This window comes from Sphingomonas sp. SP5 (assembly GCF_058313455.1).
This window is the reverse complement of record NZ_JBZFLF010000001.1, coordinates 372,901-399,143: the sequence shown is the minus strand read 5'-3', so window position 1 is coordinate 399,143 and position 26,243 is coordinate 372,901. Positions and strand designations below refer to the sequence as shown.

Sequence of the window (26,243 nt, the reverse complement as noted above, 5' to 3'; positions counted from 1 at the left end):
CTGAGCGGGGGGACGATGCGGGGATTGTCGCGGGGGCGGGGATTGTTGCTGGGGGGCGCGGCGCTGATCGGGCTGGCGATGCCGGCCGGGGCGGAGACGCTGCGCGAGGCGCTGGCCAAGGCCTATGCGTCCAACCCCACGCTGACGGGGCAGCGCGCCGCCCAGCGCGCGATCGACGAGAATGTGCCGATCGCGCGGGCCAGCGGCCTGCCGGGGGTCAACGCGACCGGCGCGGTGACCGACAACTTCCTGCAAGCCAATAACAACTTCCTCAATCCCGAACGCGTCGCCCAAGGTGCGGTGAACCTGTCGGTGCCGCTGTTCCAGGGCGGCGCGGTGAAGAATGCGGTGCGGGCTGCGGAAACCCGCGTCGATGCCGGTCGCGCCACCCTGCGCGGGACGGAGGCGAACACCTTCACCAACGTCGTCGCCGCTTACATGAACGTGATTCGCGACGAGGCGATCACCTCGCTGAACCAGCAGAACGTGCGCGTGCTGGAGGTGAACCTGCGCGCCAGCCGCGATCGCTTTCAGGTCGGCGATCTGACCCGTACCGACGTGGCCCAATCCGAGGCTCGGCTGGCATTGGCGCGTGCGCAATTGCAGCAGGCGGAAGCGCAGCTGATCTCCAGCCGCGAAAACTATATTCAGGTCGTCGGCGCGCCGCCGGTCGCGCTGGAGCAGCCGCCCGTCCTTCCCAACCTGCCCAACTCGCCCGCAACGGCGGTCAGCGTGGCGCTGGAGAACAATCCCAATCTGGTCGCGGCGCGGCGCCAGGCGGACGCGACCCGCTACGACATCAACGTCGCGCGTGCGAACCGTCTGCCGCGCGTGTCCGCGGTCGCGGGGCCGAACTACTTCAACTACCTCGGTTCGCTGCCCAATCAGAGCGTCGCGCCCAATTCCGGCACCGCCGCCTCCGCCGGCCTGCAACTCACGCTGCCGCTGTTCCAGGGCGGGCGACCCGCCGCGCAGGTGCGCCAGGCGGAGGCGCAACGCGGACAGGCGCTGGAGACGGTGACCGCCACGGAGCGCGCGGTGATCGCGCAGGCGCGTTCCGCCTATGCGGTCTGGCAATCCTCTTTGCAGGTGATCGCGTCGTCGGAAACCGCGGTCAACGCCAACAAGCTGAGCCTGGAGGGCGTGAGGGCCGAGAACAGCGTCGGCACGCGCACCATCCTCGACATCCTCAACGCCGAACAGGAACTGCTCAACAGCCAGGTGACGCTGGTGACGGCGCGGCGCGATGCGTATGTCGCCGGCTTCGCGCTGCTCGCCGCGATGGGCAATGCCGAGGCGCGCGACCTGGGGCTCGACGGCGGCGCACTGTACGATCCGACGATCAACTACCGGCGCGTGCGCAATCGCATCAACGACTTCGGTGGCGATGGCGAACCCGTGCCGGTTGCGGTCAGCACGGCGCAAACGCCGGCCCAGACGGCCGCGGTCAGCAAGCCGCTCGACCCGATGCTCGATACGCCGGTTGACAGAAGCCCCGCCTTAACCACAGGTGCGTCTTCGCCGAACCGTCAGTGATGGCGGCGAACAGGCACGGCGACGAAAAGGGCAGGGACGTCATCACAATGGGGGATATGAGCGTCGAACCGTCGATGGAGGAGATCCTCTCGTCGATCAAACGGATCATCGCGGAGGAAGGCGACGGCACGCAGGCACGCGGGCGCCGCGGTCGCACGCCGCCGCCGCCGATCGAGCCGGAGCCCGAGGAGGTGCTGGAGCTGAGCGATCCCATGCCCGCACCTTTGCCCGCGCCCGACCCCGAGCCGGCCCCGCCCGTGCAGCAGGCCAAGCCCGCGCCGCAGCCGGCGCCGTTGCCGCAGGCCGCCCCGGCTCCCCAACCTCAACCGGCTCAGGCCGCGCCGCAACCCGCGCGCGCCGCGCCCGTTCAACCCGCCATGGCCGAAGAACCCATCCTGTCGCATCGCGCCGCCGCCGCGAGTCTCGGTTCGCTCGAAACGCTGAGCAAGCTGCTGGTCAAACCCGAACCCGACAGCGACGGTACGCTGGAGGGGTTGGTGCGCGAGATGCTGCGCCCGATGCTGCGCGAATGGCTCGACGCGCATCTGCCCGAGATGGTCGAGACGATGGTCGCCAAGGAAATCGCCAAGATCACCGCGCAGATGCGCTGAAGCGCCGGCGGGACGTGACCGGAGCGACGGCGGCCACGGCGTGACGCCGGCCGTTGCTCCGGCACCGCGATCCGCTTACGCTTCGGCCATGAAGACCATCTTTGCCGCGAGCCTGCTCGCCACCGCTGCGGCCGTTGCCGCTCCCGCCGCTGCCCGCCAGCTCACCATCGACGATGTGACCACGCTCAGCCGGATCGGTGCGCCGACCGTCTCGGCGGACGGCCGCTGGCTCGTCTGGGCGCAGCGCGAAACCGATCTGGCCGCGAATCGGGGGCGCTACGACCTGTGGCGGCTCGATCTGACGCGCAAGGGCGCGAAGCCCGAGCCGCTGCTCGCCGAACCCGACGTCAACGAGAACGATCCGCAGATTGTCGGCTCCACCGTCTACTTCACCTCCGACAAGGGTGGCGACGATGCGATCTGGTCAATGCCCGTGGCAGGCGGCGCGGCGCGCAAGCTGACCGGTTTCCAGGGCGGTTTCGGCGGCTTCAAGGTCGCGCCGACCGCCGATCGGATCCTCGTCTGGGCCGACCGCAAGCCCAATGCTCCGACCCTGGCGCCCGCGTTGGACAAGAAGGACCCGAACGCCGGCGAGGGCCGAGTCTACGACAAGTTGTTCGTGCGCCACTGGGATCGCTGGGTCGACGGCACCCATTCGCAGCTGTTCGTGCTGCCGCTGACCGCGGCGGGTGCGCCGGGCGACGGCGTCGCGATCGAACACGGCCTGGACGGCGACGCGCCTTCGCGCCCGTTCGGCGGCGGGGAAGAGGTGTCGTGGAGCGCCGATGGCAAGACCGTCTATTTCGCGTTGCGCGTCGTCGGCACCACCGAGCCGCTGTCGACCAACCTCGACATCTGGTCCGCGCCCGCCGACGGATCGGCCGCGCCGGTCAACCTGACGCCTGCCAACAAGGCGACGGACAATCTGCCGACTGTGTCGCCCGATGGCCGCAGCCTCGCCTGGTTCGCGATGAAGCGGCCGGGCTTCGAGGCCGACCGGCAGGTGCTGATGCTGCGCGATCTCGCCACCGGGCAGGTGCGGGCATTGACCGAAGGCTGGGATCGGTCGGTCGGCTCGATCGCTTGGTCGCCCGATTCGAAGCGCATCTACGTCACCGCGCAGGATACCCAGGAAAACCCGCTGTTCGGCGTCGATCCGGCGACCGGCAAGGTCACCCGCCTGACGCAGGCCGGGCACGTCTCCGCCGTGGCGCCGACGCCGAAGGGCGCGGTGGTCGCGATCAACAGCCTCACCGCGCCCGACGATTATTACGCGGTGGCCGCGACCGGCAAGGGCAAGCCCGTGCGCCTGACCGCGGTCAACGCGACCAAGCTCGCCGGCATCGACATGCCGACCGTCACGCGGTTCAACTTCACCGGCGCCAACAACGACACCGTCTGGGGCTATGCGGTGAAACCCTATGGCAGCACGGGCAAGGTGCCGATCGCCTTCATGGTCCACGGCGGCCCGCAGGGGTCGAGCGACAACAGCTGGTCCTATCGCTGGAACCCGGCCGTATTTGCAGGCGCGGGCTATGGCCTCGTCGCGGTCGATTTCCACGGCTCCACCGGCTACGGCCAGGCCTTTACCGACGCGATCAGCAACAATTGGGGCGGCTGGCCGCTCGACGACCTGAAGGCGGGGCTCAAGGCCGCGACCGACAAATTCGGCTGGCTCGACGCCGGCAACGCCTGCGCACTCGGCGCCTCGTACGGCGGCTATATGATGAACTGGATCGAGGGGCAGTGGCCGGACCGGTTCAAGTGCATCGTCCAGCACGACGGCGTCTTCGACGCCCGCGCCATGGCCTATGAGACCGAGGAGCTGTGGTTCGACGAATGGGAACACGGCGGCAAGACCTATTACGAAGATCCCGCCGCGTTCGAGAAGTGGAACCCGGTCAATTACGTCCAGAACTGGAAGACGCCGATGCTGGTCATCACCGGCGAAAAGGATTTCCGCATTCCCTACACGCAAGGGATCGCCGCGTTCACCGCGCTGCAACGCCGCGGCATCCCGTCGCGCCTGCTGGTCAACCCCAACGAAAACCATTGGGTGCTGAAGCCCAAGAACTCGCGCCAATGGTATGGCGAGGTGCTCGGGTGGATGGATCGCTGGACGGGTAAGCGGTAAAATCCTATATGTCTGGCCGGAGGACGTGATGACAGTTTTCGTCGATCGGCCGGTCACGGGCGGCAAACGGGCAAAGCCCCGCTATCGCAATGCGTTCGATGGTGAGCGCCATGTCAGGGTCCGGGTCGTCGATGCCGACAGCCCGACCTTCGGGTCGGATTTCGAATCGGCATTCCGTGCCAACGTCCGCCGCGTGCGTGAAGATAACAGGCGTATCGAGCAGGCCGCCGAGTGAACATCTCCGTTCGGGCCACGCCACGTCCGCGCTTGTGGATCGTGGCCGGGCCGAACGGATGCGGCAAGAGTTCGGCTTATGATCGCAGCGATGTCGATGAATTCGGCGGTTCGGTCTGGATTATCAATCCGGACCTGCTGACCGTCCGTATCCGCGCCGCCGAACGGCTCGACCTGATCGACGCCAATCTCGCTGCCGTCCAACGGATCGAACAATGGCTGGATGCCTCCATCAAGGCGCACCAGACCATCGGAGTCGAGACGGTACTCTCGACCGACAAATACAAGCGGCTGGTCCGCAAGGCGAAGGGCTATGGCTTCGAGGTCCGCCTGATCTACGTCTATGTCGATAGCGCCGAGCGGCAACTGGAGCGCATTGCCTATCGCGTTGCCAAGGGCGGCCATCCGGTGCCGGAAGATCGCGTACGGGCAAGACGGCAGCGGTCGTTCGATCAACTCCCCTGGTTCTTCCATCAGGCAGACGCTGCGTGGATTTTCGACAATTCCGGCGCAGAGCCGCATCTGGTCGCGGATCGTCGCGGAGAGGCCGCATGGGTCGGTGACGACCTTCTGCCTGAACTGCGCGGGCGTCTTCTCCAGCAAATCGATCGCGAGGACTTTCCACGGCCCGTCGTGCCCCGCTAAAGCCCTCCGCCATGACCGAGCTTGCCAAGACCTTCGACCCCGCCGCCATCGAACAGCGCTGGTATCAGCATTGGGAGGCGAACGGCCTGTTCCGCCCCGATCGCCCGGGTGCGGAACCGTGGACGATCGTCAATCCGCCGCCCAACGTCACCGGCAGCCTGCATATCGGTCATGCGCTCGACAATACGCTGCAGGATATCCTGACGCGGCATGCCCGGCTGAAGGGCAAGGATGCCCTGTGGGTGGTCGGCACCGACCATGCTGGCATCGCTACCCAGATGGTCGTCGAGCGCCAGCTGAATGCCGCCGGCCAGAAGCGCACCGATTTCGACCGCGACGGCTTCATCGCCAAGGTGTGGGAATGGAAGGGGACCAGCGGCGGCCAGATCACCGGCCAGCTGCGCCGCCTCGGTTGCTCGATGGATTGGGCCAACGAACGGTTCACGATGGACGAGGGCTTCTCGAAGGCCGTCCTCAAGGTCTTCGTCGAGCTGCACCGTCAGGGCCTGCTCTATCGCGACAAGCGCCTGGTGAACTGGGACCCCGGCCTCGGCACCGCGATCAGCGATCTCGAGGTCGAGACGCGCGAGGTGCAGGGGAAATTCTGGCACCTGACCTATCCGCTGGCCGACGGAAGCGGCACCATTTCGGTCGCGACGACGCGCCCCGAAACCATGCTCGCCGACATGGCGGTGGCGGTGAACCCGGCCGACGAACGCTACACGGCACTCATCGGCCGCCAGGTGCGGCTGCCGATCACCGGCCGGCTGATCCCGATCGTCGCCGACGAGCATGCCGATCCGGAACTCGGCTCGGGCGCGGTGAAGATCACGCCCGGCCACGACTTCAACGACTTCGAGGTCGGTCGCCGCGCCGGCATCGAAGCGCGCGACATGCTCAACATGCTCGATAAGGAGGCGCGCATCGTCCAGTGCGGCGGCGTGCCGGACGCATTGATCGGGCTCGACCGGTTCGAGGCGCGGACGCGCATCGTCGCGATGCTCGAAGAGAGCGGCGCGCTGGAGCGTGTCGAGGACCGGGTCATCCAGACGCCATACGGCGATCGCTCGGGCGTGGTGATCGAGCCATGGCTGACCGATCAATGGTATGTCGATGCCGCGACGCTGGCCAAACCGGCGATCGAGGCGGTGCGTTCGGACGCGATCAAGATCGTGCCGAAGAGCTGGGAGAAGACCTTCTTCAACTGGATGGAGAACATCCAGCCCTGGTGCGTCAGCCGGCAATTGTGGTGGGGGCACCAGATCCCGGCCTGGTTCGCCGAGGACGGCCGCATCTTCGTCGCCGAAACCGAGGCAGAGGCGCAGGCCGAGGCCGGCGAGGGCGTGGCGCTGACGCGCGATCCCGACGTTCTCGACACCTGGTTCTCCAGCGCCCTGTGGCCGTTCGCGACGCTTGGCTGGCCCGACGGCGACGACTGGACCCTTGGCGGCCGCTATCCCAACGACGTGCTCATCTCCGGCTTCGACATCCTGTTCTTCTGGGATGCGCGCATGATGATGCAGGGGTTGCACTTCATGGGGGACGTGCCGTTCCGCACGCTCTACCTCCACGGCCTCGTCCGCGCGGCCGATGGCGCCAAGATGTCGAAATCGAAGGGCAATACGGTCGATCCGCTCGGCCTGATCGACCGCTACGGCGCCGATGCGCTGCGCTTCTTCATGGCGGCGATGGAGAGCCAGGGCCGCGACATCAAGATGGATGAAAAGCGGGTCGAGGGCTATCGCAACTTCGCGACCAAGCTGTGGAATGCGGCACGCTTCGCCCAGGCGAACGGCATCGGCGGGTCGACGACGCTTGAGCCGCCCGCGGCGACGCTGGCGGTCAACAAGTGGATCCTGGCCGAGACGATCCGTACCGTGCAGACGGTCGACCTCGCGCTTGCCGACTATCGGTTCGACGGCGCGGCGAATGCCATCTATCAGTTCGTCTGGAGCCGCTTTTGCGACTGGTATCTCGAACTCATCAAGGGCGCGATCGACGCCGAGACCAAGGCTGTGGCCGGCTGGGTGCTCGACCAGATCCTGGTCCTGCTCCACCCGTTCATGCCGTTCATCACCGAAGAACTGTGGCACGCCATGGCGGCGCGCGATCACGACCTGATCGTCGCGCACTGGCCGATGGCGGACGCCCGCAGCCTCGATCCGGCGGCTGAGGCGGAGGTCGACTGGCTGATCCGCCTCGTCGGCGAAATCCGCGCCGCACGAACCGAACTCAACGTGCCGCCCGGCGCGCGGCTGCCGCTCCACGTCCGTGACGCCGGCGCCCTCACCGCCGAACGGCTGGCGCGGCAGGCGGCGGTGCTCGCCCGTCTCGCCCGCGTCGAGATGACCGATGGCGATGCCGCCGGCGGTGCCGCGCAGGTGGTGGTCGACGAGGCGACCTTCGTCCTGCCGCTGGAAGGCGTGATCGACCTCGCTGCCGAGCGCACCCGCCTCGCCAAGGCCATCGCCGCGGCGGAAAAGGAGCGCGACGGGCTGGCCGGCCGCCTCGGCAACCCCAGCTTCGTCGAGCGCGCCAAGCCCGAAGCGGTCGAGAAGGCAAAGGCCGATCACGCCGAAAAGGCGGCGGAGGCGGAGCGGCTGTCGGCGGCGCTGGCGCGGCTGGGTTGACCGTTCTTATCCCGTCATCCCGGCGTTCGCCGGGATGACGGGGATGGGGACGTTGAGCGTCACCAATCCGCTGTCCTACACGCTGCGAATCTGTCAGCGTCGCCGGATGCCCGTCTCGCCTACCCTCGCCGCCTTCCTGCTCGGCAGGCTCGCGCGGGAGGCGTTTTCAGCGCCGACGTAGCGTCAACTTCGTAAACTTCCGCGGGAGAAAGCCTCCCGCGGCTGAACCCGAATCGGCGACCGGCGTTGGACGCCACGCCGCATCGAAGGGACCGGACTTGCCGACACCGCAACGCGACCTGACCTCCGGTGCGATCGGCGGCACGCTGCTCGCCTTCGCATTGCCGACGCTCGGCTCGAACATCCTTCAGTCGCTCAACGGATCGATCAACGCGATCTGGGTCGGCCGCTTCCTCGGCGAAGGCGCGCTGGCGGCGACGTCGAACGCCAACATCATCATGTTCCTGATGTTCGGCGCCGTCTTCGGCTTCGGCATGGCGGCGACGATCCTCGTCGGCCAGAGTTTCGGGCGGCGGGACATCGAGGGCGGACGGCGCGCGTTCGGTGCCGCCGTCGGCCTCGTGCTGGCGGGATCGGCCGTGATCGCGGTGCTCGGCTGGCTGTTCTCGTCCGAGATCCTGCACCTGCTCGCGACGCCGGGCGACGCCATGGCGCTGGCGCATGCCTATCTACAGGTGATCTTCCTCGGCCTGCCGGCATCCATGCTGCTGGTGCTGGTGATGATGGGGCTGCGCGGGACGGGCGATTCGCTGACGCCCTTATGGTTCATGGGGCTCAGCGTGCTGCTCGACAGCGGGCTCAATCCGCTGCTCATCGCCGGCCTCGGCCCGTTCCCGCGGCTCGGCATCGCAGGCTCGGCCTGGGCGACGCTGATCGCCAACCATCTCGCCGTCGCCGCCCTCGTCGCCTATGTCTACCTGCGCGATCTGCCGATCCGGCTGCGCGGCGCGGAACTGCGCTGGATCCTGCCCGGTCGCGTGCTCGCCGGCACCATCATCCGCAAGGGGCTGCCGATGGGCGCGCAGATGCTGGTGATGTCGTCCGCCGGCCTCACCATGGTCGGGCTCGTCAACCGGCAGGGGGTCGATACCGCCGCCGCTTATGCGGTATCGCAGCAGCTGTGGACCTATATCCAGATGCCGGCGCTCGCGATCGGCGCGGCGGTAAGCGCGATGGCGGCGCAGAATATCGGCGCCGGCCGCTGGGATCGGGTGGCGAGCGTCACCCGCTTCGGCCTGCTCTACAATGTCGTGCTGACCGGCGTGATGGTCGCCGCGGTCATCCTGTTCGATCGGCAGGTGATGACGCTGTTCGTTCCCGGCGACAGCCCGGCGCTGCCGATCGCGCGCCATATCCAGCTGATCGCGAGCTGGAACTTCGTGATCTTCGGCATGACCATGGTCTTGTTCTCGACCGTGCGGGCGAACGGCGCGGTGCTGGCGCCGCTGCTGTTCCTGTTCGTGTCCATGTACCCGGTGCGCATCGGCTTCGCACTTGGTGCGCGCGGCTGGCTGGGCGCCGATGCACTGTGGTGGAGTTTTCCGATGGGATCGGCGATCAACCTGGTGATGGCCGCGCTCTACTATCGATACGGCGACTGGCGGCGGGGCAGCCTCGCCGTGCCGGCCGATGCGGACGAGGCGCACGAACACAGCCACACCGTCGCCGAACCGGGCGGGCGGCTGCAACCCAGCGGGTGAGGGGTGTCAGGCCGGGACCATCACCTCGATCACGCCGGCGGCGACCTTGGCCGTCACCGGCGTGTGCGCCAGCACCTCCCCGTCGATCGAGATCGGCAGCGACGGCTTAGTGCCGATCTTGAGCGCCTTGCCCGAAAAGCTCACCGTGTCCTGATGCCGCGCCTCGTGCCGGAAGAAGCTCGCCGCCCAGTTCTTCACCAGCGTCCGCTTGTAGCGACCGGTGACCGCCTGCACCACGATCTCGCCCGACGCGACCGACGCCTCGTCGACCAGCCAGGTGCCGCCGTGGTACGGTCCGTTGGAGATACGCACCTCCACCACCCGCATCACCTTCGTCTCCGTTCCGTCGTTGACGGTCAGCATGAACGGCTTGAACCGCGCGAACTGCCACGATGCCCAGCCGAGATAGCCGATCCGGCCCAGCACCTTCTTGAGGCCGTGCGGCACCGTTTCGGCGATCTGCGGGCTGATCCCCATCGCCGCGCAATTGGCGAAATAATCGCCGTCGATCATGCCAAGGTCGATCCGCCGCGGCCGTCCGGTGCGGATCACCTCCACGGCTCCTTCCACATCGAGCGGCAGGCCGAGCGTCCGCGCGAAGCTGTTGGCGGTGCCGAGCGGCAGCACGCCGAGCACCACGTCGCGCCCGACGAGCAGGTCGACGAGGCCGCTGATCGTGCCGTCGCCCCCGCCCAGGATCACCAGATCGGGCTTCTTCGCCAGCGCCTTTTGCACGGTCGCCTCCAGATCCTCCGGATCCTCGATGGCATGCGCGTCGACCGGGAAGGGCAGGCCGCTCATGGCCTTGCACGCCCGCTTGAACAGCTTCTGGCCCTTGCGCGACTTGGCGTTGACGATGAGTGCAGCGGAAGAGAATTGGGTCATGGGTGTCCCATCGGTTACGCCTGCGCAACGCTTGGCAAGCGCGCCGCGATCCATCAAAGCCCTCTCGTCATGACCGCTGCCTATCCCGCCCTCCGCCTCCGCCGCACCCGCGCCTCCTCCTGGAGCCGGCGGATGCACGCCGAAACCGTGCTGACCCCCGCCGATCTCATCTGGCCGTTGTTCATCGTGGAGGGGGAGGGCGTCGAGCAGCCGATCGCCAGCCTGCCCGGCGTATCGCGCTGGTCCGTCGACGGCATCGTTGCGCGGGCGCGGGAGGCACGCGATCTCGGCATCCCGTGCGTCGCGCTGTTCCCCTACACGCCGGCGCACCTCAAGACCGAGGATGGCCGCGAGGCGCTGAACCCCGACAATCTGATGTGCCGGGCGACCCGCGCGATCAAGGATGCGGTGCCGGAGGTCGGCGTGCTGACCGACGTCGCGCTCGATCCCTACACCAGCCACGGCCATGACGGGCTCGTCGATGCCGCCGGGTACGTGGTCAACGACAGCACGGCCGCGCTGCTGATCGAACAGGCGCTCAACCAGGCTCGCGCCGGCGCCGATATCATCGCGCCTTCCGACATGATGGACGGGCGGATCGGCATGATCCGCGGCGCGCTGGAAGGTGAGGGCGCCCACAACGTCCAGATCATGAGCTATGCCGCCAAATATGCCAGCGGCTTTTACGGCCCTTTCCGCGACGCGGTCGGCAGCCGCGGCCTGTTGAAGGGCGACAAGACGACCTATCAGATGGACGCCGCCAACGCCGAAGAGGCACTGCGCGAGGTCGCGCTCGATCTCGCAGAGGGGGCGGACAGCGTAATGGTGAAGCCCGGTCTGCCCTATCTCGACATCATCGTCCGGGTGAAGACCCGGTTCCAGGTGCCGGTGTTCGCCTATCAGGTGTCCGGCGAATATGCGATGCTGGAGGCTTCGGTCGCCGCCGGTGCCGGGGATCGCGACGCGCTGGTGCTTGAAACGCTGATGGCGTTCAAACGCGCCGGTTGCTCCGGCGTCCTCTCCTATCACGCTGCGCATGCGGCGCGGTTGCTGAATGGCTGATCCCGCCCGGCGTGCGCCGGCGTCCACCCGCGCCTGTCGCTTCACCTTCGTCGCGACGATCCTGACCGGATCGTTCCTGCTGTTCCTCGTCCAGCCGATGGTGGCGCGCATGGCGTTGCCGCGACTGGGCGGTGCGCCGGCGGTGTGGAATTCGGCGATGCTGGTGTACCAGACGCTGTTGCTCGGCGGTTATGCCTATGCCCATGCGCTGACGCGCGTGCGGCCGTGGGTGCAGGCGGCGGTGCATCTGTTGGTGCTCGGCATCGGTGCATTGTGGTTGCCGATCGGACTGGCGCTCGGCGCCGGGCCATCGGGGGTTACGCCGGCCTTGTGGGTGCCCTGGCTGCTCGGTGCATCGATCGGGCCGCTGTTTTTCGCCGTGTCGGCACAGGCGCCGTTGGTGCAACGCTGGTTCAGCATCGCGAGCGACGGCAAGGACCCCTATGCCCTCTACGCCGCCTCCAACCTCGGCAGCTTCGGCGGCCTGATCGCCTATCCGCTGCTGGTCGAGCCGGTGCTGCCGCTGCGCGCGCAAAGCCTGACGTGGAGCGCAGGCTATCTGCTGCTCATCGCGCTGGTCGTCGCCTGCGCGCTGCGCCTGCCGCGCGCCGCCACCGGCGAGGTCGCGCGGCCGACGAGCACGCCCGCTCGGCCCCGCCGGATCGCGCACTGGATCGCGCTGGCGCTGGTGCCGTCGGGGCTGATGCTGGCGACCTCCACCTATATCACCACCGACATCGTCGCGATGCCGTTGCTGTGGGTGTTGCCGCTCGGCCTCTACCTGCTCAGTTTCACCATCGCCTTCGCCGCCAATCGCGGCATCGCCGACCTGCTGACGCGGATCGCACCGATCACCATCCTGCTGTTCGGCGGCGTGATGATCGGCGGCTTCAACGAACTGCCGCTGGTCAACCTGTCGATCGCGCTGACGCTGCTGTTCATGGTGTCGGTGGCGCTGCACACGCAGATGTACCGGCTGCGGCCGGAGCCCGACCGGCTGACCGGCTTCTACCTGGCGATGGCGGTCGGCGGGGCGCTGGGCGGCGTGTTCGCCGGCCTGGTCGCGCCCGTGGTGTTCGACTGGACCTATGAATATCCGATCCTGATCTTCGCGGCGGGGCTACTGGTGCCGCAGGTGTTCCTGACGCATGGCATCCGCGCCCTGTGGCGAACACCGGCCAAGCGGCGGCTTGCCTATGCGGGCGTGCTGGTGATGCTGGCGGTGCTGACCGGACTCACCTTCTGGGGGCCGGCGGACCTGTTCGGCGCCGGGCACCAGGGGCTGACCTTTATCGCCATGGCGGGGACGGGCGTGATCGCGGTCGGCGCCCGGCCGGCCTATGCGGCGATCCTGGCGGTGGCGCTGGTCATCTTCGGCGGCGCGCGGGCGGTCGAGCTGTCGCTGGAGCAGGGCGCACGGACACGCAGCTATTTCGGCGTCTATACGGTGCGCGATGCCGGCCAGGTGCGCGAACTCGACCATGGCACCACCGTCCACGGCATCCAGTTCACCGGCAACCCGGTGCTCGAACGATTGCCGACGACGTATTATGCGCCGCCATCCGGCATCGGCCTTGCGATGGGCGCGCTCGATCGTCTCTACGGAGCGCAGGCACGGGTCGGCGTCGTCGGGCTGGGGACGGGAACGCTCGCCTGCTATGCCCAGCCAAGGCAGCAATGGCGCTTCTACGAGATCGACCCCGCCGTCATCCGCATCGCGCGGGATACGGGGCAGTTCACCTACCTCAAGACCTGCCTGCCCGATCCGATCATCCGGGTCGGCGATGCGCGGATCAGCCTGGAGCATGACGCACCCGCCAGCCTCGACCTGCTGGCGCTCGACGCCTTTTCATCGGACGCCATTCCGATGCACCTGATGACGCGCGAGGCCTTTTCGGCCTATGCGCGCGTGCTGCAGCCCAGGGGCTTGCTGCTCGTCCACATCTCCAACCGGTTCCTCGACCTCGAACCCGTCGTGGCAGCCGTCGCGCGGGAAGGGGGATGGCATGCCGCCAAGCTCTATTACGAGCCGCCCCGCCACACCGCGGTCGCATCGGCGAGCCAATGGATTGCCCTCTCACGCGATCCGGCGGCCCTGCGGATGCTGGCGGCGGGCGGCGGCAATTGGGCACCGCTGACGCCGCGCCCGGGCTTCACGGCCTGGACGGACGATTATTCGACCATCCTGCCGTTGCTGAAATGGTGAGGTCAGGCGGCGGGTAACGTCGCCTGGATGCGATCGATCGTCATCCCCTGCCGCTCCGCCTCAGCCGCCACCCGCTCGCGCAAGGCGGCGAGCGCCGGATAGGCGGGGGCAAGGGCAGCCGCACGGTCGGTGGCGATCTGATCGATGTCGGTCAGCAGCGAGGATGTCTGCGCCCGCCAGTCGTCCAGCGCGGCAAGCGCGGTCTGCGCATCGAGCCAGGCATCGCTGCCCACCGCCTTGCCACGCGCCCGCGCCGCAGCCGTTTCGGCCTTGGCGGCGTCCGCGGTGGCGCCCTTGGTCACGGTGTCGAGCGAGCGGGTGAGGTCGGCGATGCGCGCATCCAGCGCCGGGTCGGGTTTTGCTTCCTCGACGGCCACCTCGGGCTCGGCGAAGCCCAGCTTCTCCACCGCACGTGGCGCCAGCGAAGGATAGACGGTGGTGTCGCGCGTGCAGGCGCCGAGCGGCAGCGCGAGCAGGACGAGGCAGGAAGGGGCGAACCGGGCGGCGATTGTCATGCCCCCGGTCTATGCGCGGCAAGAAAACCGCGCAACGCACTTGCGCGGATCGAAACAGCTGCTATTTGCGCCCCTCCAATGCGCGCCCGTAGCTCAGCTGGATAGAGCATCAGACTACGAATCTGAGGGTCGGACGTTCGAATCGTTCCGGGCGCGCCAGGAATTCTCCCCCGCTTCAGGTCCCTCGATCTGGCGGGGGTTTTCGTATCCGGCCGGTTTTAGGGCAAAGACGGGGTGGCACGGCGCCGCGCCGCGGCTAGAGCGGGCGGCATGATCCGCCGTTTCCTCTCGCTGTTCGAACCCTTTATCCTGATGCTGCTCGGCACGGTGCTGCTCGCGAGCGTGTTGCCGGCGCGCGGAGCATGGGCCGCCATCGCGGCCGATGCTGCCGATGTCGGGATCGTGCTGCTGTTCTTCCTGCACGGCGCCAAGCTGTCGCGCGAGGCGATCTGGCAGGGCGCGCGCAACTGGCGCCTGCATGCAGCCGTGCTGGCGACGACGTTCGTGCTGTTTCCGCTGCTCGGCCTCGCCTGCGCGCGGATGCCGGGCCTGTCGGGGCCGGTGGCGTCGGGCCTCTTGTTCCTGACGCTGCTGCCGTCCACCGTCCAGTCTTCGATCGCCTTTACCGCCATCGCGCGCGGCAACGTTGCGGCGGCAGTGTGCAGCGCGTCCTTCTCCAACCTGCTCGGCATCCTCGTCACGCCGTTGCTGGTCGCACTATTGATGCGAGAGGTCGGCGGGCAGGGCGGCGGCATCTCGCTTGCCGCGGTCGAATCGATCGTGCTGCAACTGCTGGTGCCCTTCGTCGCAGGGCATTTGCTGCGCCCATGGATCGGCGGCTTCGTCGCGCGGCAGAAGCGCCTGCTGACGATCGTCGACCGGGGGTCGATCCTGCTCGTCGTCTACTCCGCCTTCGGTGCGGCGGTGGTTGAGGGGCTGTGGCATCGCGTCTCGCTCGGCGATCTTGCGCTGATCGCGGCGATCTGCACCGGACTGCTGGTGATCGTGCTGCTGGCGACATGGTTCGCCGGGCGGCTGCTCGGCTTCCCGCGCGAGGATGCGATCGTGCTGCTGTTCTGCGGTTCCAAGAAGAGCCTCGCGTCCGGCGTACCGATGGCGGGCGTGCTGTTCCCGGCGGCGCAGGTCGGCGCCGTCCTGCTGCCGGTGATGCTGTTCCACCAGATCCAGCTGATCGCCTGCGCCTTCATCGCCCGCCGCTACGCCGATGCGGCGAGCATCGCGGACGGCGAGGCTATCGCGTAGCGGCGACCGCGGCGAGCACCGAGGCGGCCAGTTCCGGCCGGCAGATCAGCAGGTCCGGCAACAGCGGGTTCGCGCAATTGTAGACGAGCGGGCTGCCATCGATGCGCGAGGCATGCAGGCCCGCGGCGATCGCGATCGCGGCCGGCGCGCAATTGTCCCACTCATACTGGCCGCCATCGTGCAGGTAGATATCGGCCCGGCCGTCGACCACTGCCATCGCCTTCACCCCTGCCGAACCCATGCCGACCCGCGTCGTCGCCAGTGCCTCGCCGACGCGATCGACCATTGCGGTCGCGCGGGTGCGACTCACTACCATCCGCGGCGGCACGGCGCAGGCGGCGCCCGAACAGCGGGTGAGGTCGGTCGCATAGATCCGCCCGGTGGTCGGGATCGCCACCGCGCCCACCGCCGGCCTGCCGCCGATTGCGAGGCCGATATGCACCGCCCAATCGTCGAGGCCGTCGGCATAGTCGCGCGTCCCGTCGAGCGGATCGACGATCCACACGCGGTCCGCGGCACAGCGGGCGCGATCGTCCAGCGATTCTTCGGACAGGATGAAATCGTCCGGACGCGCCGCCCGCAGCCGATCGAGGATCAGGGCATTGGCGTCGCGGTCGCCCTGATCGCCCAACGCCTTGCCCTGCGCGTCGCCACGCGCGCGGATGGCGAGCAGCAGCGCGCCCGCCTCCTCGGCGACGCTGCGGGCGAGGGCGACGTCGGTCAGGGTCACAATTCGAAGCTCCATACGCCGAGCACATGCTCGACGATCCGTTCCGCGGCAGCTTCGGCGGTCTCGCGCGCGGTGTCGATGCGGATATCCGGGTGCTCGGGCGCTTCATAGGGGCTGGAGATGCCGGTGAAATGGGCGATCTCCCCGGCGCGCGCCTTGGCATACAACCCCTTCACGTCGCGCGCCTCGGCGGCCTCCAGCGTCGTATCGACGTAGATCTCGACGAACTCGCCTTCGGGCATCAGCCCCCGCACCATGTCGCGTTCGGCGCGGAACGGCGAGATGAAGGCGGTGAGCACGATCAGCCCGGCGTCGGTCATCAGCCTGGCGACCTCGCCGACGCGGCGGATGTTCTCGATCCGGTCGGCGTCGCTGAAGCCCAGGTCCTTGTTGAGGCCGTGGCGCACATTGTCGCCGTCGAGTAGGAAGCTGTGGCGCCCCAGCGCGTGCAGCTTGCGCTCGACCAGATTGGCGATCGTCGACTTGCCCGATCCCGACAGGCCGGTGAACCACAGGAGGCGCGGCGTCTGCCCCTTCTGCCGGGCATGCGCCTCGCGCGTGATGGCGACCGATTGCCAATGGACGTTCTGGGCACGGCGCAACGCGTGGTGGATCATCCCGGCGGCGACCGTCGCGTTGGTCTCGCGATCGATCAGGATGAAGCCGCCGAGCGCGTGGCTGTCGGGGTAGGGCGCGAAGACGATCGGTGCGTCGGTGAACACCTCTGCCACGCCGATGTCGTTCAGTTCCAGCGTCCGGGCGGAGAGATGCGCCTGCGTATTGACGTCGACGACATGCTGCGGCGGCTGCACGGTCGCGCCGACGGTGCGCGGCCCCAGCTTCAGCCAATAGCCTCGGCCGGGGACCAGCGCGGCGTCGGACAGCCAGACGATCGTCGCCTCGAACTGGCTCGCCGCTTCCGGCGGGGCAGCGGCGGCGGCGATCACGTCACCGCGCGAGCAATCCACCTCGTCGGCAAGCACCAGCGTCACCGCCTCGCCGGCGACCGCTACCTCGCGATCGCCGTCATAGGTGACGATGCGCGCGACGTGCGTCGTCCGGCCCGACGGCACGATGCGGACCGCGTCACCCACCCGTACGCTGCCGCCGGCCACTGTGCCCGCAAAACCGCGGAAATCAAGGTCGGGGCGATTGACCCATTGCACCGGCAGCCGGAACGGCGCCGTCGCGGCGCGATCGGCATCGACGGGGATGCTTTCCAGATGCGGCAGCAGCGCCGGCCCGGTGTACCAGGACATGGCGTCGGACGGCTCGGTGATGTTCGCGCCCGTGAGGCCGGACAGGGGGATGGCGGTGAAGCCCTCGATCCCGATCCCCGCGGCAAAGGCGGCGTAATCGGCGACGATCGCATCGAACGTCGCCTGGTCGTGCCCGACGAGGTCCATCTTGTTCACCGCCAGCACCAGCTGGCGGATGCCGATCAGATGGGCGAGGAAGGAATGGCGCCGCGTCTGCGTCAGCACGCCCTTGCGGGCATCGATCAGGATCACCGCGCAATCCGCCGTGGAGGCGCCGGTCACCATGTTGCGGGTATATTGTTCGTGGCCCGGCGTATCGGCGACGATGAACTTGCGCTTGTCGGTCGCGAAGAAGCGATAGGCGACGTCGATGGTGATGCCCTGCTCGCGCTCGGCCGCAAGGCCGTCGACCAGCAGGGCGAAATCGATATTCTGGCCCTGCGTGCCGAGGCGGCGGCTGTCCGCCTCCAGCTGGCTCAGCTGATCCTCGAAGATCGTCTTGGAATCGTACAGCAGCCGGCCGATCAGCGTCGACTTGCCATCGTCCACCGAGCCGCAGGTGATGAAGCGCAGCATCGATTTGTGCTGATGCGTGTCGAGGTAGGCATGAATGTCCGCCGCGATCAGCGCGTCGGGGGTATAGGCGGTCATTAGAAATAGCCCTCGCGCTTCTTCTTCTCCATGCTCGCGGCCTGGTCGTGGTCGATCACGCGGCCCTGGCGTTCGCTGGTGGTGGTCAGCAGCATTTCCTGGATCACCTGCGGCAATGTCGCGGCTTCGCTTTCAACGGCGCCGGTCAACGGATAGCAGCCGAGCGTGCGGAAGCGGATCGAGCGTTCCACCGGCACCTCACCGGGTGCGAGGCGGAACCGGTCGTCGTCCACCATCAGCAGCATGCCGTCGCGTTCCACCGTCGGACGCGGTGCGGCGAAGTAGAGCGGAACGATCTCGATCCCCTCCGCCAGGATGTATTGCCAGATATCCAGCTCGGTCCAGTTGGAGAGCGGGAAGACGCGGATGCTCTCGCCCCGATGGATGCGCGCGTTGTAGAGGTTCCACAGCTCCGGCCGCTGTGCCTTGGGGTCCCAGCCTTGCGACGCCGACCGGAAGGAGAAGATGCGCTCCTTGGCGCGGCTCTTCTCCTCGTCGCGCCGGGCACCGCCGAACGCCGCATCGAAGCCGCCGGCCTTCAGCGCCTGCTTCAGCCCCTCGGTCTTCCACAGGTCGGTATGGCGGCCGCCATGGTCGAACGGATTGATGCCCGCCGCCACCGCATCGGGATTGGTATGGACGATCAGCTCCATGCCGGCGTCCCGAGCCGCCTTGTCGCGCAGCGCATACATCGCCCGGAATTTCCACGTCGTGTCGACGTGCAGCAGCGGGAAGGGCGGCTGCGCCGGAAAGAACGCCTTCTTGGCGAGATGCAGCATCACCGCCGAATCCTTGCCGACCGAATAGAGCATCACCGGCCGCTCGGCCTCGGCGACGACTTCGCGCAGGATGTGGATACTTTCGGCTTCCAGCCGCTGGAGATGGGTGAGCCCGCTCATGCCTGTCCAGATAAGGCGCGCGGCGCGGTAAGCGACGAACTTATCCTATCGCCCGGTCCTAATCCTCTTGCCGCCGCTCGACCGCGTCGAGCAGCATGCCGCCGGTCATGAACACCGCGATCGGGCAGCAGGCGAACAGCAGCCACCCGCCCCAGCCGGGATATTGCTGCAGATAATGGACGCCGCGTTCCACCGCGCCGAGGCCGAGGCCGTAGATGACGAGGAACGCCTCGAACTTGGTCTTGATCGTGAAGAGGCGCTTGATCCGGGTCCACATGCCCAAACGTTAAGCAAGCAGCGGGCCAGTCGCGGATTTGCGCCGTTTCCACGTCAATAAGGCTGGTTAACCGTCAATTTACCCGACAGGTCGAGCGCGGTCAGCAGCCGCTCGCGCGCTGTCGCGATATCCGCCAGCAGCGAAGGGCTGGCGAGCTCCACGGCATCGATCGCCTCCGGCCACCAGCGCGCCACCACCTCGGCGATCCGGTCGAGCCGCGCGGCATCGACCAGGAAGCGCGGATCGATCGTCGCCGGATCGGCGACCACCCGCAGCCTCAGGCAGGCCGGGCCGCCGCCGTTCGCCATCGACTGGGTGACGTCCACCGTCTCCACCCGCCGGATCGGCCCGTTGCCGGCGCGATGCCGTTCCAGCCAGCCCCACACCGCGGCATTGGCCCGCGATTCGCTCGGCACGACCAGCGTCGGCCCCGCCGCGGTGGTCACCAGCTGCGCGTTGAAGAGGTAGGAGGCGATGGCATCGGCCAGGCTCACCTCCGCTGCGGGCACTTCGACGATCTCCACCTCCGGCAGCAGGCGTTGCAGGTCGGCGTAGAAGCGCGCCTTGTCGGCGAAGGCCTGTTGGTGCGCGAACAGCACGCGCTCGTTGGCCACCGCCACCACGTCGTTGTGGAAGGCGCCGGCGGCGACCGCCTCCGGCGATTGCTGGACGAGCAACGTACGTTCCGGGTCGAGCCCGTGCCGCCGCGCGATCGCCGCACTCGCCTCGCGATGCTGGCGCGCGGGGAACGGGCCGCCGGGCAGCGCGTAGACGAACACCTCGACGCCCGCCGCACCATGCGTCGTGCACAGCCGCATGTGGTTGGCCGCGCCCTCGTCCCCGAACGGCGCCGGCACCGGACCGTGCACGGCAAAGGCGTCGTGCGCGAAGGCGAGGCGCAATTGGGCGAGCGTCTCCGGCCATTCGTGGCTGCGGTGCGGCATCGTCATCAGATTGGCGACCGACAGGTGGCAGCGGCCATCGCCGGTGTCCGGCGCTGGCGACACGGTGGCGGCATTGGCTGCCCACATCGGCGAGGCGGACATCGCCTGCGCCTGGAGCAGCGGCGGCGCCGTCTCATGCTCCGTGCCCAGCGCCGCCAGCCAGCCGCGGTCCGGCCGCGCATGGGGCAGCAGCACCCCCTGGGTCAGCCCCAGCGCCAAATTGGCGCGCATCTTCGCGATGCCCTGCAACGCCGCGGCGCGCGGGTGCGATACCTGCCCGGCATGCGCGGTCGCCGCCAGATTTCCCGCGGAGAGGCCGGCGTAATTATGGCTCGGCCCGACGATGCCGTCGAAGTTGATCTCGGTCAGCATGCCCCTCACCACCGCGGTACATGGAGGACGCGATCGTCCTCGCCGACCTGCAACGCCTCGGCGCAGGCGCGTGACAGGACGATGCCGTCCCCGGCCTCGCGCACCATGCCGAAGGCGCAGCGGAAATCGGACAGCTGCCCGACCGCGACCAGCGCCTCGCTGCCGCCATCGCCGTCGATCGCGACGATCCGCTGTTCGCGCGCGTCGGCGATGGTGCGCACCCGGTCGGTCCGCGCGGTCATCGTCGGTCCGCCGTCGAAGATGTCGACATAGCTCTCATAATGGAAATTCTCGTTCTCCAGCATCCGCATCGCCGCCCGCCCGCTCGGATGCGGCAGGCCGATGGCGGATCGCGCCGCTTCGGAGAGCATGGCGGTATAGATCGGATGCTTGGGCATCAGGTCGGCGATGAACTGGTGGCCGTTGATCGCATTGAACTGGTCGGCATCCTGGAAATTCATGCCGAAGAAACGCCCGGCGAGCCCGTCCCAAAAGGGCGAGCCCCCCGCCTCGTCGATGATCCCGCGCAGCTCGGCGAGAATGCGATCGGCGAAGCGGGCGCGATGCGCACGGATGAACAGGTAGCGGCTACTGGCGAGCAACAGCCCCAGGCCGCCCGCGCGCTCGCCCGGATGCAGGAACAGGCCGCCGACCTCGCACGATCCTTCGAGGTCGGTGGTCAGCGCCAGCATCTCGGCCCGAAAGGTGCGGCCGAGTTCCTTGCTGTGCTGGGTCAGGGTGCCGAGCCGATAGCTGTAGAAGGGGTGCTGCTGGCCGACCTGGGTGAACAGCTGGCAGGTGCCGCGCACCTCGCCGGTCGCGCCATTCTCCAGCATCAGCACGAACAGTTCGTCGGTCACCGGCCCTTCCGCCCGCGCGAACGCCGCATCGCTGCGGTCGAGCTTGGTGCGCAGCGCCTTGCGGTCGGGCGGCAGGTTGGTGAAACCGCCGCCGGTCAGCTTCGCCATCTCGTACAGATGCTGCAGGTCGTCGGCGCGCGCGGCCCTGATGCGGAAGGTCATGGGCGCCCCCGGCTGGCGATACGGGCGATGACCAGCGCCGATAGCGCGGCGCGCTCGGCGAGGCTGTCGACGATCATATATTCCTCCGGCGAATGGATGGCACCGCCGCGCACCCCCATCGTATCGACCACCGGCACGCCGGCAGCGGCGATGTTGTTGCCGTCGCACACGCCGCCGGTGGCACGCCAGCCGATGGCGAGGTCGAGAGCTTCGCCCGCCTCCGCGACGCAGGCGAACAGCCGTTCGGCGCCGGGATCGACCGGCTTGGGCGGGCGATTGAAGCTGCCATGACGGTGGATGGCGACGTCATGCTCCGCAGCGACGGCGGCGATCGCCTCGTCCAGCGCGGCCTCGGCGCGGGCGATGTCGGCTGCAGCCGCGGGGCGGAAGTTGACGCGCAGGATCGCCAGCTCGGGAACCACGTTGTTGGGGCCACCGCCATCGATCCGCGCCGGGTTGACCGACAGGCCGGGCGCGCGCGCATCGGCCAGCCGCACGGCGAGCGCCGCGGCAGCGACCAGCGCGTTGCGGCCTTCCTCGGGATTGCGGCCGGCATGCGCGCTGCGGCCGCGGACGATCAGCGAAAAGTTGCCCGTGCCGCCGCGCGCGCCGGCCAGCGTGCCGTCGGGTAGCGCGGGTTCGTAGGTCAGCGCGGCGACCTTGCCCGCGGCACTGCGTGCGAGCAGGCCGGCCGAGGCGGCGGAACCCGTCTCCTCGTCAGAATTGATGACGACCTCATAGCCTAGGTCCGGCGCGATGCCGCTTGCCTCGACGGCGGTCAGTGCGGCCAGCATCACCGCAAGGCCCCCCTTCATATCGGCGGTGCCGGGGCCGTTGATCGTACCGTCGTCGCGCAGGGTCAGCGTCTGGAACGGGTGATCGGCCGGATACACGGTATCCATGTGGCCGGTCAGCAGCATCTGCACCGGCGCCTGCGGCCGGACGCGCAGGTGCAGGTGGCGGCCATGCGCCAGTTCGGCGACGCTGCCGTCGATCGCGACCGCATCGACCCGCTCGGGTTCGACGAGCGCGATCTCTCCCGGCAGCGCGGCGAACGCATCGCCGAGCAGGCCGGCCATCGTCGCCAGCCCCGGCAGGTTGCGCGTGCCGCTGTTCACCGCCGCCCAGCGTTCGACCTGATCCAGCATCGCCGCCTGATCGATCCGGTCGACCAGTGCGCGTTCCTCGCCCGACATTCCTCTCATATTGGACATGCTAGCCGATGGCGCGCGCCGGGGAAACCAGGGCTAGAACGTATAGACGAGCGAGGCGCGACTGGTCGTGTCAGTCGACAACGATCCCGTCGGCGGCATGCTTTCATACTGGACGTTGTAGGACAGCGAGGCGGACAGCGGCCCGATCAGCTTGGCGTTGACCGCGGTGGTGCTGCTCAGCGTCGAATTGAAGCTCTGCACATAGGCAGAGCCGTTCTCCGTCACCGACAGGCCGGGCAGCAGCCGCCAGCTGAACGCCAGCGTGCCGCGCGCTGCAAGATTGCTCTGGTCGAGGTCGTTGGTGAACGCCGTCTGACGGAAGGCCGGCCCGAGTTCGAGGTCGAGCCGGATCCGTGAGGTCTTGACCGCGCTGTAGCCGAAGCCGGCCGACGCCGAATAGCGATGGTAATAGCCGAAGAAGCGATCCGCCTCATATTGCGCGGCGCCATACAGGTACAGCCGATCGTCGATCTTGTAGTTCGGTTCGTAGCTGGCGAGATAGTGTTCGCGCGTCGTGACGCCGGCGTTTTCCTGGTAATCCGCCTGTGCACGGAACTTGTGGCGCCACTGCAAGCCTTCGCGGGTCAGGTCGAGTACTGCCGAGCCGCCCTTGCTGTCGGTGTTGCCGGTGGTGACATATCCGCCCAGTTCGGCGCGGCCGCTCCACAGGTCGAACAGGCTCGCCTGGCGGATCGTCGTCTGGCGGGCCTGTGCGCGGTCGTTGCGCCATTTCTGGGCGATGGCGAGCACGGCATCGGCGCTCGCCGGATCGGCGAGCCGGGCGTATTTGACGACCACCGATACATCACCGTCGTTGCCGCTCTCGATCGCGGCGTCCAGCATCGATCGGATCGCGGCGGGGATCGGCACCTTGACGTCGTCGTTGCCGCCGTCCGCCGCCGCATTGGCGAGCAGGAAGGGCGTGAGGCCGAGGAGCAGGATGGTAGCGCGCACGGGACGGTGCTCTACCCACTCCGCGACCGCAGGAAACCCCCTAAACGCTCAGCGTGTTTCGTCTGCGGCGAGGTGAGGGCGGAATGCGGCGAGCACGGCCTCGTACAATGCGCGCTTGAACGGCACGATCATGTGCGGCAGGTCGGCTGGATCGCTCCACCGCCAGGCGCGAAATTCCTGATGTGCCGTCGCGATATCGACGTCGCGATCCTCGCCCAGGAAGCGGAACAGGAACCAGCGTTGCCGCTGGCCGCGCCACTTCCCCTTCCAGATCTTGCCGATCATATCCTCCGGCAGGTCGTAGAACAGCTCGTCCGGCGCCTCGGCGACCAGCGTCACCTTGTCGGGCGCTATGCCGGTTTCCTCGCCCAGTTCGCGGATCGCGGCGGTATAGGCATCCTCGCCGGGGTCGATCCCGCCCTGCGGCATCTGCCATGCCTCCAGCGTCGAATCCATCCGCTGGCCGACGAAGACCTTGCCGTCGCGGTTGACGAGCATCACGCCGGCGCAGGGCCGGTACGGCAGCGCGCTCATCGACCCGCCGCCTGTGCCATGACGCGCGCCGCCTCGGCCTCGACGATCGCGGTCTTCAAAGCCGCCAGATATCCTGCCGCATCGCCTTGCGCCGAGGGGATGGCCTTGCGCAGCGTTACGAAGCCATGAACGGTGCCCATCGCCTCGCGAAACACCACCGGCACGCCCGCCTGCACCAACGCCGCGGCATAGGCCCGGCCTTGATCGCGGATCGGATCGAGGCTGGCGGTGACGATCACCGCCGGCGGCAATCCCTCCAGCCGCCCGATCAGCGGCGAGCCGCGGCTGTTGGCGACATCGGCGGCATAGGCATCGGCGAACCACAGCATCGTATCGCGCGTGAGCAGGTAGCCGTCGGCGAAGGCCTCGAACGACGGATAGGATTTCGCCGTGTCGGCCGCCGGATAGATCGGCGCCTGCACGATCACCGGCACGGCCGCCGGCCGGTCGCGCAGGTCCATCGCAGCGACGATGGTGAGCGTGCCGCCGGCGCTGTCGCCTGCCAGCACCAGCCCGGTGACGCTGCGGCCGAGTTCTGCCGGGCTCCCGGCGACCCAACGCGCCGCCGCCTCGCAATCGTCGGGTGCCGCCGGCCAGCGGTGTTCGGGGGCGAGGCGGTAGTCGACCGATACCACCGGCAGGTCGAGCACCCGCGCCATCTCCGCGCAGAAGCTTGCATGCGTGTCGATGTTGCCGATGACAAAGCCGCCACCGTGGAAGAAGACCACCGCCGGGCCGGGCTCGCGGGCCTCGCGCGCGTCGAACAGGCGGGCAGGGATGGTGCCGGCCGGACCGGGGATGGCGAGATCGCGGATCAGCGCCAGTTCACCGAGCGGCAGGTCCGCGACATCCTTCATCGCATGGAAGACCTGCCGCGCCGCCTCCGGCGTCATCTGGTGCGTGCGCGGCCCCGGCATGGCGTTGAGGTAATCGAGGAAGCCGCGCACGTCGGGGCGGACGAAGGGGGCGGGATCGGGCAAGGCTTTCTCTCCACACGACAGCGGCTTGGGGCTCGCGGTACGGCGCCCTACCTAGGGAGGGTGATCGCGATCGTCCATCATCCCGCTTATGTCGCACCGGCCCCGGCGCGCTCGACCTATCGCTGGAACAAGAACGGCTTGATCCGCGACCTGCTGCGCGCCGAGGGCGACAGGATCGCGTGGCACGTGCCCGAACCGATGCCGCGGCGCTTGCTGGAGGCGGTGCACGACCCCGACTATGTCGCCGAGGTGCTGGAGGCGCGGGTGCCGCCTCACAAGACGCGGCGCATCGGCTTCCCGGTGACGCCGGAGGTTGCCGCGCGGGCGCAGACGGTGCCCGGCGGCACCTGGCTGGCGGCGCGGCTGGCGCTGGAGCATGGCTTTGCCGCCAACACCGCCGGTGGCAGCCACCATGCCCTGGCCGACACGGGTGCGGGCTATTGCGTGTTCAACGACCTCGCGATCGCCGCGGTTCGCCTGATCGAGGAGGGCACGGTGGATCGGCTGGCGATCGTCGACTGCGACGTTCATCAGGGCGATGGCACCGCGGCGCTGCTCGCCGGGCGGCCGGAGATCGCGACCTATTCGATCCACGCCGAAAAGAACTTCCCCGTCCGCAAGGCGCGCTCGACGCTGGACGTGCCGCTCGCCGACGGCATCGGCGATGCCGCCTATCTGGCGACGCTGGCGGACACGCTGACGCCGTTCCTTGCCGAGCACCGCCCGCAACTGATCCTCTATCAGGCAGGCGTCGATCCCTTCGCCGAAGATCGGCTCGGGCGCCTCGCGCTGACGCTCGACGGCCTGCGGCAGCGCGAGCGGCTGATCGCGCGGCTGGCAGGCGGGGTGCCGCTCGCGAGCACCGTCGGCGGCGGCTATGGCGACGATGCGCTGGAGATCGCCCGGCGCCACGTCGCGGCCATCCTGACGCTCGGCGAGGCGTTCGGCGCCGGCTGACCCTTTCC

23 protein-coding genes and 1 tRNA gene are annotated in these 26,243 nt (G+C 68.3%); 12 read left to right on the top strand and 12 right to left on the bottom strand.

All coding sequences use genetic code 11. The annotated features are described in order from the left end of the window. Positions 1-15 precede the first annotated feature (15 nt). From AC4GY7_RS01825 to AC4GY7_RS01795, 7 genes are all read left to right on the top strand, one after another. On the top strand, positions 16-1,536 hold the full coding sequence (locus tag AC4GY7_RS01825; RefSeq protein WP_491111699.1) for a TolC family outer membrane protein: 1,521 nt from the start codon (positions 16-18) through the stop codon (positions 1,534-1,536). 47 nt (positions 1,537-1,583) lie between these two features. Then, a complete protein-coding gene (locus AC4GY7_RS01820) occupies positions 1,584-2,147 on the top strand; it encodes a DUF2497 domain-containing protein (RefSeq protein WP_491111698.1) in 564 nt (187 codons plus the stop codon). 88 nt (positions 2,148-2,235) lie between these two features. After that, a complete protein-coding gene (locus AC4GY7_RS01815; RefSeq protein ID WP_491111697.1) occupies positions 2,236-4,281 on the top strand; it encodes a S9 family peptidase in 2,046 nt (681 codons plus the stop codon). 28 nt (positions 4,282-4,309) lie between these two features. Next, the gene (locus AC4GY7_RS01810; RefSeq protein ID WP_491111696.1) at positions 4,310-4,516 is read left to right on the top strand and encodes a hypothetical protein; all 207 of its coding nucleotides are present in this window, start codon (positions 4,310-4,312) and stop codon (positions 4,514-4,516) included. Continuing rightward, positions 4,513-5,160, top strand: coding sequence for an ATPase (locus AC4GY7_RS01805; RefSeq protein WP_491111695.1), 648 nt, complete (start codon positions 4,513-4,515; stop codon positions 5,158-5,160). Before AC4GY7_RS01810 ends, AC4GY7_RS01805 begins: the two co-directional genes overlap by 4 nt. An 11-nt stretch (positions 5,161-5,171) precedes the next feature. Continuing rightward, positions 5,172-7,790, top strand: coding sequence for a valine--tRNA ligase (locus AC4GY7_RS01800; RefSeq protein WP_491111694.1), 2,619 nt, complete (start codon positions 5,172-5,174; stop codon positions 7,788-7,790). A 278-nt stretch (positions 7,791-8,068) separates the two neighbouring features. Further along, positions 8,069-9,511, top strand: coding sequence for an MATE family efflux transporter (locus tag AC4GY7_RS01795; protein WP_491111693.1), 1,443 nt, complete (start codon positions 8,069-8,071; stop codon positions 9,509-9,511). Positions 9,512-9,517: 6 nt separating this feature from the next. On the opposite strand, the gene AC4GY7_RS01790 is transcribed toward AC4GY7_RS01795, so the two are convergent. Further along, on the bottom strand, positions 9,518-10,396 hold the full coding sequence (locus tag AC4GY7_RS01790; protein WP_491111692.1) for a diacylglycerol/lipid kinase family protein: 879 nt from the start codon (positions 10,394-10,396) through the stop codon (positions 9,518-9,520). Positions 10,397-10,465: 69 nt separating this feature from the next. On the opposite strand from AC4GY7_RS01790, the gene hemB reads away from it, so the two are divergent. Both hemB and AC4GY7_RS01780 read left to right on the top strand, forming a co-directional pair. Further along, positions 10,466-11,458, top strand: coding sequence for a porphobilinogen synthase (gene hemB, locus AC4GY7_RS01785; protein WP_491111691.1), 993 nt, complete (start codon positions 10,466-10,468; stop codon positions 11,456-11,458). Next, positions 11,451-13,664 carry a spermidine synthase gene (locus AC4GY7_RS01780; protein WP_491111690.1) on the top strand — a complete coding sequence of 738 codons (2,214 nt, stop codon included), beginning with the start codon at positions 11,451-11,453 and terminating at the stop codon, positions 13,662-13,664. The genes hemB and AC4GY7_RS01780 overlap by 8 nt, the downstream gene beginning before the upstream one ends. 2 nt (positions 13,665-13,666) lie before the next feature. On the opposite strand, the gene AC4GY7_RS01775 is transcribed toward AC4GY7_RS01780, so the two are convergent. Further along, positions 13,667-14,179, bottom strand: coding sequence for a hypothetical protein (locus AC4GY7_RS01775; RefSeq protein ID WP_491111689.1), 513 nt, complete (start codon positions 14,177-14,179; stop codon positions 13,667-13,669). Between the two features lie 82 nt (positions 14,180-14,261). Here AC4GY7_RS01775 and AC4GY7_RS01770 point away from each other — a divergent pair. Together AC4GY7_RS01770 and AC4GY7_RS01765 are read left to right on the top strand one after the other, a co-directional pair. Then, positions 14,262-14,338, top strand: a tRNA-Arg gene (locus tag AC4GY7_RS01770). A 111-nt stretch (positions 14,339-14,449) separates the two neighbouring features. After that, positions 14,450-15,442, top strand: a complete 993-nt coding sequence (locus AC4GY7_RS01765) for a bile acid:sodium symporter family protein (protein WP_491111688.1) — start codon at positions 14,450-14,452, stop codon at positions 15,440-15,442. On the opposite strand, the gene AC4GY7_RS01760 is transcribed toward AC4GY7_RS01765, so the two are convergent. From AC4GY7_RS01760 to AC4GY7_RS01715, 10 genes are read right to left on the bottom strand one after another with little or no spacing between them, the layout of a single operon-like run. Continuing rightward, entirely contained in the window at positions 15,432-16,187 is a 756-nt protein-coding gene (locus tag AC4GY7_RS01760) for a 3'(2'),5'-bisphosphate nucleotidase CysQ (RefSeq protein ID WP_491111687.1), read from the bottom strand. The two genes, AC4GY7_RS01765 and AC4GY7_RS01760, sit on opposite strands and share 11 nt — an antisense overlap. Continuing rightward, on the bottom strand, positions 16,169-18,082 hold the full coding sequence (gene cysN, locus AC4GY7_RS01755; RefSeq protein ID WP_491111686.1) for a sulfate adenylyltransferase subunit CysN: 1,914 nt from the start codon (positions 18,080-18,082) through the stop codon (positions 16,169-16,171). The genes AC4GY7_RS01760 and cysN overlap by 19 nt, the downstream gene beginning before the upstream one ends. Next, a complete protein-coding gene (gene cysD, locus AC4GY7_RS01750) occupies positions 18,082-18,981 on the bottom strand; it encodes a sulfate adenylyltransferase subunit CysD (RefSeq protein WP_491111685.1) in 900 nt (299 codons plus the stop codon). The genes cysN and cysD overlap by 1 nt, the downstream gene beginning before the upstream one ends. A gap of 58 nt (positions 18,982-19,039) precedes the next feature. Beyond that, positions 19,040-19,258 (bottom strand): hypothetical protein, encoded by a 219-nt coding sequence (locus AC4GY7_RS01745; RefSeq protein WP_491111684.1) that lies wholly within the window; start codon positions 19,256-19,258, stop codon positions 19,040-19,042. 53 nt (positions 19,259-19,311) lie between these two features. After that, complete coding sequence (locus tag AC4GY7_RS01740) at positions 19,312-20,574, bottom strand: N-succinylarginine dihydrolase (protein ID WP_491111683.1); 1,263 nt, start codon at positions 20,572-20,574, stop codon at positions 19,312-19,314. 5 nt (positions 20,575-20,579) lie between these two features. Further along, positions 20,580-21,596, bottom strand: coding sequence for an arginine N-succinyltransferase (locus AC4GY7_RS01735; protein ID WP_491111682.1), 1,017 nt, complete (start codon positions 21,594-21,596; stop codon positions 20,580-20,582). After that, a complete protein-coding gene (locus AC4GY7_RS01730) occupies positions 21,593-22,801 on the bottom strand; it encodes a hydrolase (RefSeq protein WP_491111681.1) in 1,209 nt (402 codons plus the stop codon). The genes AC4GY7_RS01735 and AC4GY7_RS01730 overlap by 4 nt, the downstream gene beginning before the upstream one ends. Before the next feature lie 42 nt (positions 22,802-22,843). Continuing rightward, positions 22,844-23,764 (bottom strand): DUF481 domain-containing protein, encoded by a 921-nt coding sequence (locus tag AC4GY7_RS01725; protein ID WP_491111680.1) that lies wholly within the window; start codon positions 23,762-23,764, stop codon positions 22,844-22,846. A gap of 48 nt (positions 23,765-23,812) precedes the next feature. After that, positions 23,813-24,298, bottom strand: coding sequence for an RNA pyrophosphohydrolase (locus tag AC4GY7_RS01720; RefSeq protein ID WP_491111679.1), 486 nt, complete (start codon positions 24,296-24,298; stop codon positions 23,813-23,815). Then, the gene (locus tag AC4GY7_RS01715) at positions 24,295-25,215 is read right to left on the bottom strand and encodes an alpha/beta hydrolase (RefSeq protein WP_491112072.1); all 921 of its coding nucleotides are present in this window, start codon (positions 25,213-25,215) and stop codon (positions 24,295-24,297) included. Before AC4GY7_RS01715 ends, AC4GY7_RS01720 begins: the two co-directional genes overlap by 4 nt. A gap of 123 nt (positions 25,216-25,338) precedes the next feature. Between AC4GY7_RS01715 and AC4GY7_RS01710 the strand changes: the two genes are divergently transcribed. Continuing rightward, positions 25,339-26,235 carry a histone deacetylase family protein gene (locus tag AC4GY7_RS01710; RefSeq protein ID WP_491111678.1) on the top strand — a complete coding sequence of 299 codons (897 nt, stop codon included), beginning with the start codon at positions 25,339-25,341 and terminating at the stop codon, positions 26,233-26,235. The last annotated feature ends 8 nt before the right edge of the window (positions 26,236-26,243 follow it).

Excerpts from the sequence above, each read along its gene's own strand:
- AC4GY7_RS01730 (WP_491111681.1), bottom strand. The coding sequence starts at position 22,801 with ATGAGAGGAATGTCGGGCGAGGAACGCGCACTGGTCGACCGGATCGAT.
- AC4GY7_RS01745 (WP_491111684.1), bottom strand. The coding sequence starts at position 19,258 with ATGTGGACCCGGATCAAGCGCCTCTTCACGATCAAGACCAAGTTCGAG.
- AC4GY7_RS01775 (WP_491111689.1), bottom strand. The coding sequence starts at position 14,179 with ATGACAATCGCCGCCCGGTTCGCCCCTTCCTGCCTCGTCCTGCTCGCG.
- AC4GY7_RS01800 (WP_491111694.1), top strand. The coding sequence starts at position 5,172 with ATGACCGAGCTTGCCAAGACCTTCGACCCCGCCGCCATCGAACAGCGC.
- AC4GY7_RS01735 (WP_491111682.1), bottom strand. The coding sequence starts at position 21,596 with ATGACCTTCCGCATCAGGGCCGCGCGCGCCGACGACCTGCAGCATCTG.
- AC4GY7_RS01815 (WP_491111697.1), top strand. The coding sequence starts at position 2,236 with ATGAAGACCATCTTTGCCGCGAGCCTGCTCGCCACCGCTGCGGCCGTT.
- AC4GY7_RS01760 (WP_491111687.1), bottom strand. The coding sequence starts at position 16,187 with ATGGAGCTTCGAATTGTGACCCTGACCGACGTCGCCCTCGCCCGCAGC.
- cysN (WP_491111686.1), bottom strand. The coding sequence starts at position 18,082 with ATGACCGCCTATACCCCCGACGCGCTGATCGCGGCGGACATTCATGCC.
- AC4GY7_RS01825 (WP_491111699.1), top strand. The coding sequence starts at position 16 with ATGCGGGGATTGTCGCGGGGGCGGGGATTGTTGCTGGGGGGCGCGGCG.
- cysD (WP_491111685.1), bottom strand. The coding sequence starts at position 18,981 with ATGAGCGGGCTCACCCATCTCCAGCGGCTGGAAGCCGAAAGTATCCAC.
- AC4GY7_RS01820 (WP_491111698.1), top strand. The coding sequence starts at position 1,584 with ATGGGGGATATGAGCGTCGAACCGTCGATGGAGGAGATCCTCTCGTCG.
- AC4GY7_RS01780 (WP_491111690.1), top strand. The coding sequence starts at position 11,451 with ATGGCTGATCCCGCCCGGCGTGCGCCGGCGTCCACCCGCGCCTGTCGC.
- AC4GY7_RS01720 (WP_491111679.1), bottom strand. The coding sequence starts at position 24,298 with ATGAGCGCGCTGCCGTACCGGCCCTGCGCCGGCGTGATGCTCGTCAAC.
- AC4GY7_RS01810 (WP_491111696.1), top strand. The coding sequence starts at position 4,310 with ATGACAGTTTTCGTCGATCGGCCGGTCACGGGCGGCAAACGGGCAAAG.
- AC4GY7_RS01765 (WP_491111688.1), top strand. The coding sequence starts at position 14,450 with ATGATCCGCCGTTTCCTCTCGCTGTTCGAACCCTTTATCCTGATGCTG.
- AC4GY7_RS01790 (WP_491111692.1), bottom strand. The coding sequence starts at position 10,396 with ATGACCCAATTCTCTTCCGCTGCACTCATCGTCAACGCCAAGTCGCGC.
- hemB (WP_491111691.1), top strand. The coding sequence starts at position 10,466 with ATGACCGCTGCCTATCCCGCCCTCCGCCTCCGCCGCACCCGCGCCTCC.
- AC4GY7_RS01740 (WP_491111683.1), bottom strand. The coding sequence starts at position 20,574 with ATGCTGACCGAGATCAACTTCGACGGCATCGTCGGGCCGAGCCATAAT.
- AC4GY7_RS01715 (WP_491112072.1), bottom strand. The coding sequence starts at position 25,215 with ATGCCGGGGCCGCGCACGCACCAGATGACGCCGGAGGCGGCGCGGCAG.